This window comes from Paenibacillus sp. sgz302190, from assembly GCF_059820445.1.
On sequence record NZ_JBZYAO010000011.1, the window covers coordinates 85,790 to 103,747 of the forward strand.

Consider the following 17,958-nt stretch of genomic DNA (forward strand, 5'->3'; position numbering starts at 1 on the left):
TGGACATGGATGAGCGCAATTCTCGTATTAGCAAAATGTTGGGCGAACAATTTGATCATGAGTTTCCTGCTGCATCCTTCGATAGCATCTGGAATCGGTCAATCCGCAACCCATCGATTGTACCCCGGCCCCGGTTTCGAAATGCGCTAAAATATAGCTGTTGGACTGCAGCCATCGCTTTCGTTTCGCTAGGAATGCTGCTTATTTCGGCCTCCATGACGCCAACTTTGGCGCAATCTGCTTTTATCAAATCCGTCTTCTCATTTATAAGTTATTTTTCAGAAAAACATCCCGATCAAGGCGGACAGATCTCCGAAGTGCAGCAATCGGTTACGGATCAGGGCATTACGATCACAATTTCGGAGGTCTACTATGACAATTACAATCTTACTGCCAGCTATACGCTGGAGACGGCGGATGCTTTTAAAAATGAAAGTGTAACCCCATACGATATCGAGTTTAATGTTAACGGTCAAACATTTCGGGCTGCAGCAAGAAGAGGCGTGTTGGTAAACGATCATCAGTTTGCCGGAGTCATAGAAACGGATGCGGACGACACATTGCTGAAAAGGCTGCCGGAACGGTTTGAAATGAACGTATCGATAGGCCGTATCGGTTATTCGGCAGCAAACGGAGATACGATAAACAAAGCGGGGAAATGGAATTTATCTTTCCCTGTTAGCATGGATATGCTCCGTGCGGGAGTGCACACTCTGGATATGATGAAAACCGCCGGCCAAAATCATTTGCAGATTACCGTAAAAAAAGTAAACTATTCCGAAACGTTCATCGACCTCATCGGAGAAACGAGAATCACACCGAGCGATGAAAAAGCGACAATAGCGGAATCCTTCCCGTTGCTGGAAATTACAGACGAAAACGGAGAAGTTCTCGATTTTATTCAAAGCGGTGCGACTATTAACAGCCAGGAAGGGCAGACCGAAATCTTCAAGTGGAAAATGAGCTATAGACCCACCGGTAAATTTCCAAAATCGTTGGCAATCCGCTCTTACTTGATTCCGAAAGATACTGGCGTCAGAACGCGAGTGGTGCCGATGGACCGCATTCCGACAAAGGAAGCTCCCATCATTGTTCAGCGCGGGCCGCTTGCCGCTTTGGAACTGACGAGTATAGAGTATTTTCCCGAAAAAACGCTCGTCTTTTACCGAAGCTCGGGTGAGCGGCGGTCCGATCACGACGATTCTGCTTTACGCTTGCAGGGGGAGGACGGGAAGGAATGGCGGATGCTCGGCGAACGTGCCATCGATAAAGGGGAGTATACGTTTGTCCGGGAATTCCCGGCTTTAAAGCCGGAGCAGACAATTAGCCTGATTGTCCAAGACCCGATCCCGAGAACACCGCTAAAAGATCTTGAAATGTTCATTTCTCTTCCATAATTTTAAGTCTCGTATAGAGGGTTTCTCATTTTTTGGGAGGAGGGGGGCTGGGGCTGCGAAAAATTCCTGCAATTGTGCAGGTTTTTGCTCGTAAATACCCCTATAGGCACAGAATTCCTGCAAAAGTACAGTTTTTTTAGCTGCTGAGCGGGCCCAGGTCCATTTTTGTCGGGAATTCCTGTACAATTGCAGGCTTTTCCTCAAAATGAACCCCATGTACAGAAAAAGCCTGCACTTTCGCAGGTTTTCTGCGTGTGGCGGACCAGATTCGCCAGCTTCGGCAGTCGGGTTCACGAGTTCTGGTGGAACAGATTCATAGGCTCCTTCGCAGGCAATAGGCCAAGGCATTGGCGTCAGCCAGGAGGATGCGGCCGCTGGCCAGCAGCAGTAGGCCATGACGCTGGAGATCGAGAACTCCGCCAAAGCGCTGGCTGACCTTGCCGAAGAATTGCAGCTGGCGCTGCAGCAATTTGTCGTCCAGGATGGCGGCCGCACGGGTTGAATGTTCCCGCCCATCGGGCGCAGGAAGGTGAGTCATCCCGGCGCGCCGCGGCATATACATATAGCAGCATAGCTTCGGGAGTGTGGCGGGCATGGCGGAAAAAGAGCATCAAACGTGCGCCAGGTGCATGTATGTGGCGGATAAAGACGACAAATACTGCACTGCCTGCGGCGCGCCGCTGAAAAATACGTGCACGAAGAAAAAAACGGTGCTGCACAAAGGCTGCTCCAAGGTGAACAAACCTGACGCCAAATATTGCTCGGCCTGCGGCACGGAAACGTTGTTCTCCGAGTGGGGCCTGCTATAAGAACACAGAAGACCGTCCGATCTCTGCGGCATACGGAGAAGGGACGGTCTCTTGTTTTATTTATTTTGCAAAATGATTTTCCATAAGTCCGGTTGATCGTAGCCCAGACGCCATGCGGCGACTCCGGCCAGATCGTACTTTTTGGCCAAATCCAGCCGCGCCTTCACGGTGGACTCGTCTTCGAGCCAAAATACATATGTCGATCCGTTCTCCTGATACTCGACCTTGAATTGCTCGAACGTCTTGTCCCACGTTTGCGTCGCTTGCTTGGAGGCGATCAGCTTCGGAATGTCCTTCAGCAAAACCGCGCGGTTGCTGACGAGCTTGCCGCCGGCGTCAAGCTGCCATTCCCTTACGTAGTACGGAATGCCCAAAATGATTTTGTCCCGCGGAATTCCGTAGGACAAGTATTCCTGAATGCCGCCGTCGGCCCAAGGGAGGCCTGACACGGAGCCGGGGGAGTCGCTGCCTTTGTAAAATTGATCGTAAGCCATGATGACGATGTAGTCGACGATGCCGCCCAGCTTCTCATGATCGAAGGCGGACAAATGGTTCCATTTGACGCTGCCTCGGGGCAAATCCAGCGAAATCGTCAGACGCTGCGCGTGCGCGGCGTCCGTCAGCTTTTGCATGAAAGCGCTGAACGCATTGCGGTTCGAACCGGCGAGGCTTTCAAAGTCGACATTGATGCCCGGCACTCCAAGCGCGGCAGCCTTGTTTACGAGCGCCTGGATGAAAGTGTCCTGGGCGCCTGCGTCGGCCAGAAAAGATGTCGTCAGTGAAGCGTTGAACTGATTGCTGACCAACGGATACACGGTATGGCCCTGCTGCTGCAGCCATTTGACGGTGTCCGCGTTGGAGCTGTCTTTCAGCTTGCCGCTGCTGTCGGCCAGTTCGAAAAAGCTGGGCGACACGACATCGAGTCCGAGCGTTCCGCTGACCTGTGTTTTGATCGTGTCGGCGCCGGAAACGCCGTTCCAGCCCCACACCTGCAATTTTTTAATATTGTCCCACAGAGTCGTCCGATTCAGCGTTTGGATGGAGGCGTTGCCGTACTGCGCGCCGTAGCTCAGCGCGTCGGCAATCGTCTGAAACTCGCCGATCAGATTGGAATTCTGGAACACCTGATAGTAAGGGAAGTTGTTCCAGATTTTGCGCCCTTCGTAAAAGATCGCGCTGTGCCCCCACAGCCGCGCATAATCCGAGGCCTCGTCCAGATTGACGAAGTCCTGCAAAAACGTATCGTTCTGGTACACCTTGTACGGCTTGACGTTGCTGTATACGGTTTGGCCTGTCTTGATGTTGACGACATTCGAACCGCCCCATTTCAGCGCTTCGGCTGCGGCGTCCTCAAGGTAAGCGAACTGCCAATTGTCCGCCGAGTAGGACCCCTGATACACTTTGTACGCCGGCTCGCCTGCGCGCAGCGCCGTTTTGTCGGCGGCGGACAGGTTGTCCCAAACCCACCGGTTCGTGTTCAGATCGATAATGTGCGCGCCGCCCCATTTTTTGGCTTCGTCCGTCGCCTGCTGCAGCGTCGTGAAGGTCCAGGCGTCGATCGTGATGTCACCCTGATAAACCCGGTAGTGGGGATAGTTGTTCCACACCCAGCCGGCTGACTGGAGATCGCGAACGCTCGCATAGCTCCATTTTTTGGCTTCGTCGATCGCTTCCTGCAGCGTATCGAACTGCCATTCGGGAGGCGAAATGTCCAACTGGGAAACCTGGTAGCGGTGAAAATTGTTCCACAGCCATTTGCGCGTTCCGATTTCCTCTACGTGGCTGTTGCCGTAGCCTTTGGCATAGGCCAGCGCCTGCTTGTAATCCGCAAATTCCATTAAAATTTGATTGTTCTGGTAAACCCGGTATTTCGTCGTTTTGTCTGTCGTATTGGCTGCAGAAGCGGGAGCGGGCAATGTCATACACAAAAGGAGCGCTCCGGTCAGCATCCATTTACCTTTTTTCATCGATCACGCCTCTTTCTATATGATCTACTCTATTGGACGCGCCATCTGCCGGATTGGTTGCGTTGGTAAAAGGTTGCAAAAGCCGGACGTTGGACGTTCGCAGCCTTTTCAGGTAACATGAATAAGAGAACTTTTCAATTCAAGTTAGGCAAGGTGGCGCTAACGATGCAAAAGTACCCGGAAGCATATACGGATTATTTGATTTTTTTCCACGCTGAGCGTGATTATTTTGAATGCCATGAAGTCATGGAAGAATATTGGAAGGAACATCCCGGCGATGAGAACGGCCGAACGTACGTGGGATTGATTCAGATTGCCGTCGGCCTCTATCATGAGCGGAGGGGAAACGCCGCGGGCGCCGTGAAAATGCTGCAAAGCGCGGCAGTCAACCTGGACCCGGCTCATACGGCTGCGCTGGGGCTGCAGTACGACGAGCTGCTGCAAATGATTCGCGGCAGGCTCGAACGAGTCCGGCAGGGGCATCCTGTGTACGAGGATATCAATCTGCCGATTGCGGACCCGCAGCTGGCTGCTTATTGCGAGAACGAAAGCTTTCGCCGCGGCTTGACCTGGCAGGGAGCGAGCGCGCTTGACAATGAATCGCTGATCCATAAGCATACGCTGAGAGACCGCTCCGGCGTCATTCGGGAGAGAGAGCTGCAGAAGCTAAGACGCAAAGGAAAAGGGTGACGGCCATGAATACGGAAGGAAAAATATTAGTCGTGGACGATGAGCCGAATATTGCCGAAGTCGTAAGGCTTTATTTGGAGCATTCCGATTTTGAGGCGGTTCTGCTGATGCGCGGGCAAGAGGTGATCCGGACGGTTCTGCAGGAAAATCCGCAGCTCATCATTTTGGATATTATGCTGCCGGATATTTCCGGCTACGAGCTTTGCGAGAGCATTCGCAAATTGGAGCCTCCTTACGACCAGACGCCGATTATTTTTCTGTCGGCCAGAGGGGAGCCGATCGACAAGCTGCGAGGATTCAATCTGGGTGTAGACGATTATTTGGTGAAGCCGTTCGATCCCAACGAGCTGATTGCGCGGGTCAAAGCGGTGCTGCGCAGAACCACGCAGAGACGGTCGGAATCGGCGAAGGAGGAAACCGCTCCCCGAAGAGTGCTGCAGGTCGGCAATATAATGGTAGATTTGGAACAGTTCCGCGTCAATGTAGACGGCAAACGGGTTGAATTGACGCCGAAGGAGATGGAGCTGCTTTATTTTTTGGCGAGCCATCCGGGCCGGGTATTTACCCGTGAAGATTTGCTTGGGTATATTTGGGATTTCGACTTTGCCGGCGGAACCCGCACGGTGGACGCCCATGTGAAAAATTTGCGCAAAAAGCTCGGACAGCACGACACTTGGAACATTCAGACGCTTTGGGGGATCGGCTATTCCTTTGAGGTCGTTCAGCATGTTTAAAAAGTGGATCGGCAACCGGTTCCGCAGCTTGTATTTGAAAATATTTTTATCTTTTCTGGCAACCTGCGTGCTTTTTTTCGTCGGGCTGTTCGTCTTTTGGAACTATTATTTTACCGACTTGTTTTATAAGGATAAAAAGGAGCTTCTCAGCGAGCGCTTCATCGAAGTGACAAGACTGCTCGCTTCGTATCAGGATGGGACGATCTCTACGCGCGAGCTGAAATATACGATCCGCATCGTAGCGAGAAGCATTAACGGGCAGGTATGGCTTGTCGACGACAAAGGCATGATTGTGAACGGCTCCTCGGATAACGAGGGCGGGAATTTGCCCAGGGCGATGGATCCGTTGTTTATCGAAGGTCTCCATGGGCGCAGCGGGTCTGAAATGGTCAATTTCACAACCCATAGCGGACGAACGGTCAATCTTTTCACTTACTACGCCCCTTATCAGTTGAACAACAAGGCGATCGTGGTCATTTTGCAAATTCCGCTTGAAGATATTAGTGAAGCCGTTTCCGCAGTCCGGTTGAACATACTGGTGCCCCTGGTATTTTCGCTGATTGCCGTCGGTGTTATCTTGTACGTCATTTCCCGCAAGCTGGCCAGACCGCTGCAGCAGATGAACCGGGCCGCGCTGGAACTGGCCGGAGGCGACTTTACAACCCGCGTGCCGATCAAGTCCCACGACGAAGTTGGGCAGTTGGCTGCGAGCTTCAACTTCATGGTCGAGCAATTGGAAGAGTGGGAAGACACCCGGCAGGAGTTTTTGACGAACGTGTCCCATGAGCTGAGATCGCCGTTAACGACGCTGCGCGGCTTTATCGTGGCGATGAATGACAGAATTATACCGGAGGAGAAATATTCGCATTACCTCAGCATTTGCGACCAGGAAGTTCAGCGCTTGCAGCGGCTTGTGAACGATTTGCTGGACCTGGCGCGGATTCAGAACGGCGTCGACGTGTTTCGGTTGCGGCCTGTGGGCGTCCGCGAAAAGCTCGACGAGGTGCTGGAGCTGCTGAAAGAGCCGATCGCCCACAAGCAGCTGGCGCTGGAAGTCTTGCTGCCGCCGCTTTCTGCCGAAGTGCCGCCTGTGCAAGCTTATTTGGACCCGGACCGCTTTGCCCAAGTGATTCAAAATCTGATTTACAATGCATTGAAATTTACGCCGGCCGGAGGGACGTTGACAGTCGCCCTGGAATATTCCGGGGAAGAAGTTGTCCTGTATGTCCGGGATACGGGCGAGGGGATGTCCGAAGCGGATCTGGAGCGGATCTGGGACCGCTTTTACAAGGCGGACGAGGCCAGAAGCCACCGCGCCGACGGCACGAGCGGCACCGGGCTTGGCCTGACGATCGTCAAGCATCTGGTGAGCGGGATGAAGGGAGCGATTCAGGTTCGCAGCCGGATCGGCGAGGGGGCGGAATTTCGCGTTGCTTTTCCGCGGATGAAGTAGTTTTTCACAATTTTTTTACAACTGAAGCAAACATTGTTCATGATTACCGATTATCCTGTTCCTTGTGGACAGGTTTTTTTGCTTTTTGCAGACGGACTTATCGATCCGGCACAACAATTGTTTCGCACGGAGGTGCTTGTATGACGGGACGCGCGCTGATGCTTGGTCTTGGCGCCGTATTGCTGGCCGCGGTCTTGTATGGTTGTGAAGCGAAGCCGGCGCAAAGCGGCGACGATCCGAATTCCGTGCAGCGGCAAAGCGGTATGGATGTGCAAAACCGCAACGAGCGGCAGCTCGTCATACTGTTTCGGGGACTTCTGAGCATGGACCGCCAGCCTCAGCTTGCGATCAGCAGGCAGCAGGCCGAGGCGCTGCTTCCTTTCGTCCAAAAAAGCAAAGATGCCGGCAGCTTGAATGAAGCCGCGCGCAAGCAAATGATGAACGTGCTTAGCGATGTGCAGCGGCAATACCTGGAAGAGCAGACGAATAAAACGGATGCCCGGGCGAACCGGCACCGTTCCGGCTCGCAGGAGGGGCTTACTCCCGAGCAGCGGCAAAAGATGATCGAACAATTCGAGCAGCAAAGAAATACCGACCGGGACGAGGATGCCGGCGAGGGCGGTACCGGCGGCGGGGATCACGGCCCGACGGACGACAGCGGCATGAGCAAAAGCGTCGAGCAGCAGCTGATCGACATGCTGGAAGCGAAGCGCTGACCGGACTTGCCGGCATGAACGTGAAAAAGGTGCTTTCCCCCTGCGGGAAGAGCACCTTTTGTTTTTATTCGTTTTCCACGGCCGCGTAGCCGTCTTCGATCAGGTCGAGTCTGCCGGTTTCCGGGTCCATGATCAGCCCGTGAACGGGCAAGCCTTTGGGCAGCAGCGGGTGCTTGCGGATGATGCTGACGCTTTTGACGATACCGTCCTTGACATGTTCGAAGCCGGTCAGCCAGCGCGACAAATTAATTCCCGAATTTTCCAAAGTTTGAACGACGTCGTCGGATACTCCGCGCTCCTTTGCCTTGGAGATGACGCTCTGCGAATTCAGGCCCGTCATGCCGCAATCGTAGTGGCCGATGACGTACACTTCGTCCGCTTTCAATTCATACACGGCGACAACGATACTCCGCATAATACTGCCGAACGGGTGGGACACGATGGCGCCCGCGTTTTTAATGATTTTGGCGTCTCCGTTGTGCAAATTCATCGCTTTCGGCAGCAGCTCGACGAGTCTGGTGTCCATGCAGGTGAGCACGACCATTCTTTTATCCGGAAACTTGGTTGTCAGAAACTCCTTATACTTCTGGGTTTCGACGAAATTTTGGTTGTGTTCGATTATTTCTGAGAGCAAAGACATGGTTATCCCTCCAAGTGTATAGTGTGCTAGCTGCTGCAGGGATTTTGCGCAGCTTTATCTTTTGTCGACCAAGTCCATACCCGCATTGTAAATTTGACCGTTGCTTTTAAGTATATAAGATTTTTTTTCCGGCTGGTAGTCGATTTTCAAAACATCTTCGAAAAAGATTTCATCTTTGACGCTGTAGCTGACTTTGAAGGGATCCGCTTCCGCGTAAATATCGCTTTCCGGCGCTTCCGAGACGAGCCACAAAGAGGGGACGCCGTTCACCGCGCAGCCGCAGCCTTCCGTGTCGTATACGAGCCTCAATTGCGCCTGGCTGCCGCCGGCTGACGGAGTGAGTTGATCGATCGCTGTCTGAGTAAATAAGATTTTCATAGGTAAATCAGCTCCTTTATCTCTATTCTACCATAGTTCCGCATAAATTTGATTCTGGGCAAGGGGAGCAGTATGATAAACGAAGTAACCTTTGGAAGGAGATCTGAGCATGAGCGAACAAGAGACATTGACAAAGCTGGAAGCATTCAAGGCATACGTGCGCAAAATGAAGCGGTATGAGGAGGCCATTGCCTTGATTTACTGGGACATGCGGACAGGTGCTCCGAAGAAAGGAATTGAAACCCGTTCCGAAGTCGTCGGGGAGCTTTCCACGGAAGTTTTCCGCATGTCGACATCGGACGAGATGGCCGGTTATTTGGACGATTTGACACAGTCCGGACAGCTGGAAAAGCTGGATGAAATCAGCCGGAAAATGGTGCTGGAAAGCAAAAAAGATTACGACCGCAGCAAAAAAATTCCTGCGGATAAGTATCAGGCGTATGTCGTGCTGACGTCGCAGGCCGAAACCGTATGGGAAGAAGCTAAGCCTAAATCCGATTTCACCATGTTCCAGCCCTATTTGGAAAAAATCGTCGGCACGACCAAAGAGTTCGTCGAGCTTTGGGGCTACGAAGGGAACAAATATAATACGCTGCTCGATATGTATGAGCCGGGGATGACCGTCGACAAGCTCGATGAAGTGTTCAGCGCGCTGCGGAGCAAATTGGTCCCGCTGCTGCAGCGGATACAGGCGTCCCCGAACCAGCCGGATCGCTCGTTCCTCGATCAGCAGTTCGATATTGCCAAGCAGAAGCAGTTCAGCCTGATGATTTTGAAGCAGATGCAGTACGACTTCGAAGCCGGCCGCTTGGACGAAACGGTGCACCCGTTCGCCACTGCGCTTAACCCGGGGGATGTACGGATCACGACGCGCTACCTGCCGAATGATATCGTTTCGGCGCTGTTCGGCACGATTCATGAAGGCGGCCACGCCCTTTATGAGCAAAATATTTCCAAGGATTTGGTCGGCACCAATCTTTGCACCGGCACTTCCATGGGAATTCACGAATCGCAATCCCGTTTCTGGGAAAATGTGATCGGCCGCAGCAAGCCGTTCTGGAACCGCTACTACGGTGAGCTTCAAGCCGCGTTTGCCGGTCAAATCGACGATGTGGACGTACATACGTTTTACAAGGCCATCAATCATATTGAGCCGTCTCTGATCCGGATCGAAGCGGACGAACTGACATACAACCTGCACATTATGGTGCGCTACGAGTTGGAAAAAGAACTGATCAACGGCACTATTCAAGTGGCCGATTTGCCTGAAGCGTGGAACGCCAAATACAAGGAATACCTGGGCATCGAGCCGGCCAACAACGGCGAAGGCGTGCTGCAGGACGTGCATTGGGCCGGAGGGGCGTTCGGCTACTTCCCGTCGTACTCGCTCGGTAACATGTACGCGGCCCAGTTCGCCCATACGCTCCGCAAGGAGTTGCCGAACTTCGACGAGCTCATCGAAGCGGGCAATTTGGCGCCGATCAAAGAGTGGCTGTCGGAGCGCATTTACCGCTACGGCAAATCGCTTACGCCGAACGAAATCGTCAAGCAAGTAACCGGGGAAGAGCTGAACCCCGATTATTTGGTGCAATATTTGCAAGAGAAATACCGGGCCGTGTACGGAATCTAAAAGCGGCGGCGCTTGTGCCGCTTGCTGCTGAACACCGGCGGCGCTTAAGCGATGCTTTGCGGTGTTTCTCCCGCGTGCCCGGAACCCCATGCGTCAGAGCTGGTTGATCGCATGTTTTTGGCAGCGCGCGAGTCTATAAGACGTTGGACTGCCCGGGAATCCCACAAACAGAAGCCGGTCGCACAATTTGCCTCGGTGAGTGAAGAAAAACCTGCAAAAGTGCAGCTTTTTGCTCGTTGATGCGCTGGAAATGAAAAATTCCTGCAATTGTGCAGGAATTTCGCTGCGAACATGGGCTACGATTGAATATCATCGAAAATTCCTGCACAATCGCAGGCTTTTCGCCAAAACAAACCGTTTCCTTCGGAAAAGCCTGCACTTTTGCAGGCTTTTTCCCTGCCTAGCCATCTTGCCGCTCACTTCAACTCCATAACCCGTGTAGGAGCTGAAATGAGGGGAGAGCGGATCAACAATCTGATTCTCGCAGGCTTTTCGCTAAAACGAACCGCTTCCTTCGGAAAAGCCATCTTGCCCCCTACTTCAGCTCCATAACCCGTGTAGGAAGTGAGGGGGAGGAGTGGCTGTGCCCACTATGCTTCGCGCAGGCCTTCGGCCGGCGAAGCGGCTTCATGAACGGCCGCGCCGGCTCGGGGAGGAACAAAAAAACAGCAGCCCGTCACGTAGTTGAGACTGCAGGCGGGCTGCTGTTTTTTTGCTCTCAGGGCCCGCGATGCGGCTGCGGCAGAGCCAGAGCCGACGGTCCGTCATCCCATCAACTGCTTCGCTTCCAAATAGAGCACCTGAATAAACTTTTTCGTATTCAGGCGAACCGCGGACTGTCTCGGATCGGTTTCGCTTTCAATTTCCCGCATTTTTTTGCGGACTTCCGTGAAATCGAAAAACTTCGCGGCGTAGTTTTCAAATTTGGCGTTGGAATAATCGGTCAAGCCCAGCGAGGCCAAATGATTCAATGCCTGAAAAATGACGCGGCGCACCCGCTGCTCGGCCGCTTTCATTTCTTTGCGCAGCGCGGTCGGAGGCGCGGCTGTCCCGAGCTTTTTGATAGCCGCCCGCTCAAACAGCATTTGAAGCGAGGGGAAGCCTTGCTCAAGGGCGTTCGCCGAGTCCAACTCGCGCAGTTCCTCCAGCAAGTCCAGCAGGTCCTTGCAGCCGGCCTCGCCGATCATGCCCAGCTCGGACAATAAATAATTGCCCGAAGCGGCGATGCTTTTTGCCGCAGACGCCGGAGGCTCCGGCTCTTTTCCCGGATGGATGCCGAGACCGGACAACGACCGCTGAATTTCGTGAATCGAATTTTGCAGCTTCATCCGTTCGATCACTTTTTGAATGACCCCGATCACTTCCAGACGGTTGATCGGCTTCGTAATGTAATACTCGATGCCGAGCGAGTAGGCGCCGCCGATCATGTCTTTGGATTCCACCTGGGAGATCATCACCGTTTTGCCGCGGAACGTTCCGGCCAGTTGGCGGACCGTTTCAATGCCGTCGCGAAGCGGCATGAGCAGGTCGATCAGCAAAATATCGACTTCTTTGGCCGCCAGCAGCCGGCTGTCCACATAAATGCCGTCCACGGCTTCGCCGGCCACTTCACCCAGGTCCTCGTCCTCGATAATTTGCGCCAGCATGGAGCGAATGGCCGGATCGTCGTCCGTTATAAAAAAACGCATGCACGTCATCCTTTACTAATTAGGTTGTCGATCGGGAGCCGAAGCGTGAAGGTCGTCCCCGTCTTTCCGGTATCACTGCTGCGAAAGCCGACTTCGCCTTGCAGGCTGCCGGCGAGCGCTTTCACATAGTACAGTCCGATGCCTGTCGAAGGATTGCCTGAAGCGTCGTATTTCGTCGTAAATCCGGGTTCGAACAAAGCATTGCGGATTTTCGGAGGTATGCCCGGGCCGTTGTCGCTGACCTCAAGCAGCAGCCAATTTTCGTCGCGCTGCGCGGAAATGACGACGGTTCCCGAGAACGCCATCGCTTCGACGGCATTTGCGACCAGATTATTCAGCAGCGACAGCAACGTATAAACCGGATAAGGCGGATGCGATCCATCCGTATGAATCCGGAAATCGACCGTTTTGCCCAGCATGTGCGCATAGTTCCGGTTCGTCTTGACGACGACCTCGCACAGCTCCTGAACAAGCATCGAATCGGCTCCGCTTTCGCTTGAAATAATGTCCGCAATGCCGGCGTATATGCGCTGATTGTCTTTTTTGATCTCGTGCACCTGCCCGGCGATTTGCAGGGCGGCCCGCGCAAGCTCGCTGCGGTCCGGTGCCGGCGCTTCGTTCATCAGCCGCTGATAGAGCCCATAGCTGTCCCGCGTAATCCGCTCCGCGTCCTGGAGCGTTTTTTTCAGTTGAATCGATTCCTCGTACAGCTGGGAGACCAGAATGAGCATCTGTTCGTACTGTTTGCGCTGCTGCCGCTGGGCCGTTTGCTGCTCCCGGTGTTTCAGAAAGACGAACAAGCCGACGACGGAGAAGCTGCGGAAAAAGGCGATCAGCAAAATTTCATTAACCGAGGTTGCCGACAAATGTTCCAAAGTCCATGGGGAGCGGACGAGCAGCTCTACGGTATTAGCTGCACTGTCGGCCGCCGCCGCCAGCAGACCCATTTTGTACGGGCGGTCTCCGTAGCGGCCGATCCGCAGCAAATAAAAAATGAGCGTGTACGTGAAGTAGTAAAAAAAGGCGGGATAATGCTGGTTGAACGCTTCGGCAAAATGAAGGGTAGGGTAAACGTATACGTCCTCGGCTATGCGAAACAAGGGGACCGCCAGAGACCCCGTCAGGCCGAGCGCCAGCATGTGAATGCGGCTGTTCCACAATAATAGGAAGAAAAACGCCGCAGTACCCATACTGACGCGAAAATCATCGTTAAACGGGTAAAATTTGAATTCCCCGGACAAAGATACGACGATCGCCGTCAAACCTAAGAAAAATAGTTTTTGTTTCAAGCAAACGAACCCTTCCTCGTTGTGGTTTATCTCATTACTATAACGCAATTTGCCGCCGTTCACACATCTTTCAAAATTTTTTCGAGCGGTTGTGTAGTTTTTTATAGAATCCGGTAGGAGTGATTATACAATCTATTTGCAGCGTAATCAAACAAAAAGAAAGCGCTTCAAAAACTGAAATCGAGGTGGAACTAATGAAAAAATTCGGTTTGGCCCTGCAGGTATTCATTGGACTGGCGATCGGTATTATCGTCGGGGCCGTCTTTTACGGCAACCCGGCGGTAGCCACCTATTTGCAGCCGATTGGTGATATTTTTATCCGTTTGATTAAAATGATTGTCGTTCCTATTGTCATTTCATCGCTCATTGTCGGCGTAGCCGGAGTGGGCGACATCAAGAAGCTCGGAAAGCTGGGCGGGAAAACGCTGCTCTATTTCGAGTTGGTGACGACCGCCGCGATCATCGTCGGCCTGCTGGCGGCGAACATCGTGCAGCCCGGCGCAGGCGTCGACATGGGGCATCTGGCCAAAACCGACATCGCCAGCTACATCGCCACGACAGAGAAGGTGCAGAGCCACAGCTTTGCCGATACGTTCGTCAACATCGTGCCGAGCAACATTTTTGAATCGCTGGGCAGCGGCAACATGCTGGCGGTCATCTTTTTCTCCGTCATGTTCGCGCTGGGTGTCGCGGCGATTGGCGAGAAGGGCAAGCCGGTCATCGCTTTCTTCCAGGGCGTCTCGGAGTCGATGTTCTGGGTTACGAATCAAATTATGAAATTCGCTCCGTTCGGCGTATTCGCCCTGATCGGCGTGACAGTATCGAAGTTCGGCATTTCCTCGCTTTTGCCGCTTGGGAAACTCATTTTTACCGTCTACGGAGGCATGTTATTCTTTATTTTCGTAGTATTCGGACTGATCGCCAAAATGGCCGGAACGAGCATCATTTCCATCATCAAAATTTTGAAAGACGAAATCGTGCTCGCTTATTCCACGGCAAGCTCGGAAACGGTTTTACCTAAATTGATGCAAAAAATGGAAAACTTCGGATGCTCCAAAGCGATTACCTCTTTCGTCATTCCTACCGGGTACTCGTTTAATCTTGACGGCTCTACACTGTATCAGGCGATAGCGGCGCTGTTTATTGCGCAAATGTACGGCATTCATTTGCCGATAACGACACAGCTTACGCTTGTGCTCGTGCTGATGGTTACGTCCAAAGGCATTGCCGGCGTGCCCGGCGTTTCCTTCGTCGTGCTGCTGGCGACGCTGGGGTCGGTCGGCATACCGGTAGAAGGACTGGCGATTATTGCCGGCATCGACCGCATTCTCGACATGGCCCGCACCGTCGTGAACGTGCTCGGCAACGGACTGGCGGCCATCGTAATGTCCAAGCTGGAGGGACAATATGACAAGGCGCAGGCGAAGCAATATTTGAATTCCATTGACGAAGTAAACAAAGCGGCATAGCATATGACTTGAGATGGACAAAACAGCGATTGGAGCGAGAGAACATGTCGAATGGAAACGTACGGTTGGAAAAAGACTTTCTGGGATCGAAAGAAGTCCCTGCCGAAGCATATTACGGTATTCAGACGCTGCGGGCGATGGAAAATTTTCCGATTACGGGCTACCGCATTCATGAAGAACTGATCATTGCGATGGCGATCGTCAAGAAGGCGGCCGCGCAGGCCAACATGTCGGCGAGGCAGCTGAATCCGCGTCTGGGCGAAGCGATCGTGCAGGCCGCGGAGGAAATTATCGGCGGGCAATGGCACGACCAGTTCATCGTGGACCCGATCCAGGGCGGAGCCGGAACTTCAATCAATATGAACGCGAATGAAGTGATCGCCAACCGTGCGCTCGAACTGCTCGGCAACGCGAAGGGGGACTACTCCGCTCTAAGTCCGAACAGCCATGTCAACATGGCGCAATCGACGAATGACGCGTTTCCTACGGCCATTCATATCGCCGCTCTTTCGCTGCTTGACCAGCTGCTGGCGACGCTCGGCCAACTGCATGACGCTTTTCAAATCAAGGCAAAAGAATTCGACGGCGTGATCAAAATGGGGCGCACGCATTTGCAGGACGGCGTGCCCATTCGCCTCGGCCAGGAATTCGAGGCGTACAGCCGGGCGCTGGCCCGGGATATCCGGCGGATCGGCGGGACGCGCGCCTGCCTGTACGAAGTGAACATGGGCGCGACCGCGGTCGGCACAGGGCTGAACGCATCCCCGCGCTATATTGCCGAAGTCGTGGAGCGGTTGGCGGCGATCAGCGGGTTTCCGCTCACAGGCGCCGAGCATCTGGTCGATGCCACGCAAAACACGGACGCTTACACCGAAGTTTCGGCCGCTTTGAAAGTGTGCATGATCAACATGTCCAAAATCGCCAACGACCTGCGGCTGCTCGCATCCGGGCCGCGCGCCGGACTCGGCGAGATCAGCCTGCCGCCCCGGCAGCCGGGCTCCTCGATCATGCCGGGCAAAGTGAATCCGGTCATGTGCGAGGTCGTCAACCAGGTCGCCTTCCAGGTCATCGGCAACGATCATACGATTTGCCTGGCTTCGGAGGCCGGCCAGCTTGAGCTGAACGTGATGGAGCCGGTGCTTGTATTCAATCTGCTGCAATCGTTAAGCATGATGAATCAGGTGTTCAAGGCGTTCCGCACCTACTGCCTTGAGGGTATCCAGGCTAACGTGGAGCAGTGCAAAGCCTACGTAGACCGGAGCGTAGGGGTCATTACGGCGCTTAATCCGCATCTCGGCTACGAGGTGGTCGCCAGAATCGCCCGCGAAGCGATTGAAACCGGCCGCTCCGTACGGGAGCTATGTCTTTTGTACAACGTGCTTACCGAAGAAGAACTGGATCTTATTCTGGATCCGTATGAAATGACGAATCCCGGCATTGCAGGAGCGTCGCTGCTGGAGAGGGAATGATTCTGACCTGTACGGCGCATTCCCTTGGTAGCACGAAGAAAACCTGCAAACATACATGAATTTGCGTCCTTGATCGCTGTCCACGAACAATGCCTGCAAAAGTGCAGGCTTTTCACCAAATATATAGACTCATGCAGGTTTTTTTCCTTGCCAAGCCGCCTTGCCTCCTCACTTCAGCTTCGTAACCTATGCAGGAGAGGCGCAGGTCGGGGAAGAGCGGCTGCCGAGTTCATCGGACAGGCTCCCGGGAATGCTGTTTTTTTCGTCGAAGCCAGGTTACCAGGGCGACCAGAAGGAGCGGCGCAATGTATGCGGCAGTATCCATGAGGGGCCAGATGATGTAACCGTCTTCGGTAAATTTCAGCTCCTCGGCATACATGGTGCTGGCTAACAGCAGGCAGACCAGGGCAACGGGGAAAACGAGCATGTTGGAATCCGGCAATTTCAGCAGTTGCGCCAAGACTTTGATTAATATGAACAAGACGATGGAAGCTTTCATATAAGAGCCGACGATCAGCGAGAAACCGACCACCGATTCGATTCTTTCAATGATTTCCTGAATAAATATTAAGCGGGCAAGCTGATATAAGGAATATTTCAGTTCGCCGGCCAAAGGGCCCAAAGCCATAATGGAACAGATGATGGACACAAGCAGCGTTATACCGTTAACGGTGATCGCAATCGTCATCATTTTTCCGAGCTTGGGCTTTTCGTCATTGCGGACATACGGGAGGATCATCGCGTACAGCGCAACTTCGGCATAAGGGAACCCGTATGCGATGTAAGCGCCGTGAAGGATCGGCTTGATCCCGTCCGGCATGAACGGCAGCAAAAATTCCGCGTGATAGTAAGGCGAAGCCATCGCCCAAATCATAAGTATAAATGCGAACATCAAAGTCAGCAGAACAACGGCCATCCGGGCTATGACTTCAATGCCTTGGCGGACCGTCAGCGCAATCGTAACGAAAAATAAAAGATGAATGGCGGAGACAGGCGTTTCCTTCATCATCGTGCTTTTGAAGAAGCCGCCGATTTCAATCACAATGGCCGATACTTGCCAGAACAAGGCGCAAACATACGGCACGGTGAGCAGAATCGTCAGCCATTTCCCGAGCGCCTGCCGGCTCTGTTCAAAAAAAGCCGCCCCCGGATTCGCTCTGTGCAAATAGAGGATGCAGGCCAGTATAAGCAGCCCCATGGCAAAAGCGATGATAAGCGAAAGCCATGCCCCGTTTTTGGCGGCGCCCGCGAGCGGCGACGGAATCAATACGATGGACGAGCCGGTCATGCCGGCAAGAAACAGCATAGCCATTTGGAAAGAAGAGATGCTTTCTTGCTTGTTCATCATAACCATCCTTTTATCGATCGCATCGATCCCGGCCGGCTTCAGTCCGGAAGCTTGATCATCTCGACAATGCGTTTTGCCGGTTTCTCAAAGAAGTACTCCATGAGATCATTCAGATTCGCCCATTGCTTATTCGTCACAAAAAGGAGGCCGAGATACAGAATCGGAATCGCAAACATTCCATAAATGATCCGCTCCCGCCTGCCGGCCTGCTTCCATTTCGAGGCGTCGCCGGCCAGCATTCCCACACAAAGAAGGAGGAGAACCGCGAATTTGGCGAGCAC

General features: G+C 53.3%; 16 protein-coding genes. 9 read left to right on the top strand and 7 right to left on the bottom strand.

Features of this window, described 5'->3' with window-relative positions; genetic code table 11:
* The first annotated feature begins 5 nt into the window (after window positions 1-5).
* Both AC6RNO_RS14505 and AC6RNO_RS14510 read left to right on the top strand, forming a co-directional pair.
* Entirely contained in the window at window positions 6-1,397 is a 1,392-nt protein-coding gene (locus tag AC6RNO_RS14505) for a DUF4179 domain-containing protein (RefSeq protein ID WP_497105836.1), read from the top strand.
* Window positions 1,398-1,990: 593 nt separating this feature from the next.
* Window positions 1,991-2,206: a double zinc ribbon domain-containing protein gene (locus AC6RNO_RS14510; protein ID WP_474681814.1), complete on the top strand. Its 216-nt coding sequence runs from the start codon at window positions 1,991-1,993 to the stop codon at window positions 2,204-2,206.
* A gap of 56 nt (window positions 2,207-2,262) precedes the next feature.
* Here the strand turns inward: AC6RNO_RS14510 and AC6RNO_RS14515 are convergent, their stop codons facing one another.
* Complete coding sequence (locus AC6RNO_RS14515) at window positions 2,263-4,173, bottom strand: glycosyl hydrolase family 18 protein (RefSeq protein ID WP_497105837.1); 1,911 nt, start codon at window positions 4,171-4,173, stop codon at window positions 2,263-2,265.
* Between the two features lie 165 nt (window positions 4,174-4,338).
* Between AC6RNO_RS14515 and AC6RNO_RS14520 the strand changes: the two genes are divergently transcribed.
* From AC6RNO_RS14520 to AC6RNO_RS14535, 4 genes are all read left to right on the top strand, one after another.
* The gene (locus tag AC6RNO_RS14520) at window positions 4,339-4,863 is read left to right on the top strand and encodes a DUF309 domain-containing protein (protein ID WP_474681812.1); all 525 of its coding nucleotides are present in this window, start codon (window positions 4,339-4,341) and stop codon (window positions 4,861-4,863) included.
* A 5-nt stretch (window positions 4,864-4,868) separates the two neighbouring features.
* Window positions 4,869-5,597 (top strand): response regulator transcription factor, encoded by a 729-nt coding sequence (locus tag AC6RNO_RS14525; RefSeq protein WP_474681811.1) that lies wholly within the window; start codon window positions 4,869-4,871, stop codon window positions 5,595-5,597.
* The gene (locus tag AC6RNO_RS14530) at window positions 5,590-7,050 is read left to right on the top strand and encodes an ATP-binding protein (protein WP_497105838.1); all 1,461 of its coding nucleotides are present in this window, start codon (window positions 5,590-5,592) and stop codon (window positions 7,048-7,050) included. The genes AC6RNO_RS14525 and AC6RNO_RS14530 overlap by 8 nt, the downstream gene beginning before the upstream one ends.
* Window positions 7,051-7,190: 140 nt before the next feature.
* The gene (locus tag AC6RNO_RS14535; RefSeq protein ID WP_497105839.1) at window positions 7,191-7,766 is read left to right on the top strand and encodes a hypothetical protein; all 576 of its coding nucleotides are present in this window, start codon (window positions 7,191-7,193) and stop codon (window positions 7,764-7,766) included.
* A gap of 64 nt (window positions 7,767-7,830) precedes the next feature.
* On the opposite strand, the gene AC6RNO_RS14540 is transcribed toward AC6RNO_RS14535, so the two are convergent.
* Both AC6RNO_RS14540 and AC6RNO_RS14545 read right to left on the bottom strand, forming a co-directional pair.
* Window positions 7,831-8,406 carry a beta-class carbonic anhydrase gene (locus AC6RNO_RS14540; RefSeq protein WP_474681808.1) on the bottom strand — a complete coding sequence of 192 codons (576 nt, stop codon included), beginning with the start codon at window positions 8,404-8,406 and terminating at the stop codon, window positions 7,831-7,833.
* 54 nt (window positions 8,407-8,460) lie between these two features.
* A complete protein-coding gene (locus AC6RNO_RS14545) occupies window positions 8,461-8,784 on the bottom strand; it encodes an iron-sulfur cluster biosynthesis family protein (protein ID WP_474681807.1) in 324 nt (107 codons plus the stop codon).
* Between the two features lie 109 nt (window positions 8,785-8,893).
* Between AC6RNO_RS14545 and AC6RNO_RS14550 the strand changes: the two genes are divergently transcribed.
* Window positions 8,894-10,414 (top strand): carboxypeptidase M32, encoded by a 1,521-nt coding sequence (locus AC6RNO_RS14550; RefSeq protein ID WP_497105840.1) that lies wholly within the window; start codon window positions 8,894-8,896, stop codon window positions 10,412-10,414.
* 764 nt (window positions 10,415-11,178) lie between these two features.
* Here AC6RNO_RS14550 and AC6RNO_RS14555 read toward each other — a convergent pair.
* Window positions 11,179-12,102, bottom strand: a complete 924-nt coding sequence (locus AC6RNO_RS14555; protein WP_497105841.1) for a DNA-binding domain-containing protein — start codon at window positions 12,100-12,102, stop codon at window positions 11,179-11,181.
* 5 nt (window positions 12,103-12,107) lie between these two features.
* Window positions 12,108-13,391, bottom strand: coding sequence for an ATP-binding protein (locus AC6RNO_RS14560; RefSeq protein WP_497105842.1), 1,284 nt, complete (start codon window positions 13,389-13,391; stop codon window positions 12,108-12,110).
* 194 nt (window positions 13,392-13,585) lie between these two features.
* Between AC6RNO_RS14560 and AC6RNO_RS14565 the strand changes: the two genes are divergently transcribed.
* Window positions 13,586-14,860 carry a cation:dicarboxylate symporter family transporter gene (locus AC6RNO_RS14565; RefSeq protein ID WP_497105843.1) on the top strand — a complete coding sequence of 425 codons (1,275 nt, stop codon included), beginning with the start codon at window positions 13,586-13,588 and terminating at the stop codon, window positions 14,858-14,860.
* Between the two features lie 44 nt (window positions 14,861-14,904).
* Complete coding sequence (gene aspA / locus AC6RNO_RS14570; protein ID WP_497105844.1) at window positions 14,905-16,329, top strand: aspartate ammonia-lyase; 1,425 nt, start codon at window positions 14,905-14,907, stop codon at window positions 16,327-16,329.
* A 229-nt stretch (window positions 16,330-16,558) separates the two neighbouring features.
* On the opposite strand, the gene AC6RNO_RS14575 is transcribed toward aspA, so the two are convergent.
* Window positions 16,559-17,677, bottom strand: a complete 1,119-nt coding sequence (locus AC6RNO_RS14575) for an endospore germination permease (protein WP_497105845.1) — start codon at window positions 17,675-17,677, stop codon at window positions 16,559-16,561.
* A gap of 38 nt (window positions 17,678-17,715) precedes the next feature.
* Window positions 17,716-17,958, bottom strand: a complete 243-nt coding sequence (locus AC6RNO_RS14580) for a hypothetical protein (RefSeq protein WP_497105846.1) — start codon at window positions 17,956-17,958, stop codon at window positions 17,716-17,718.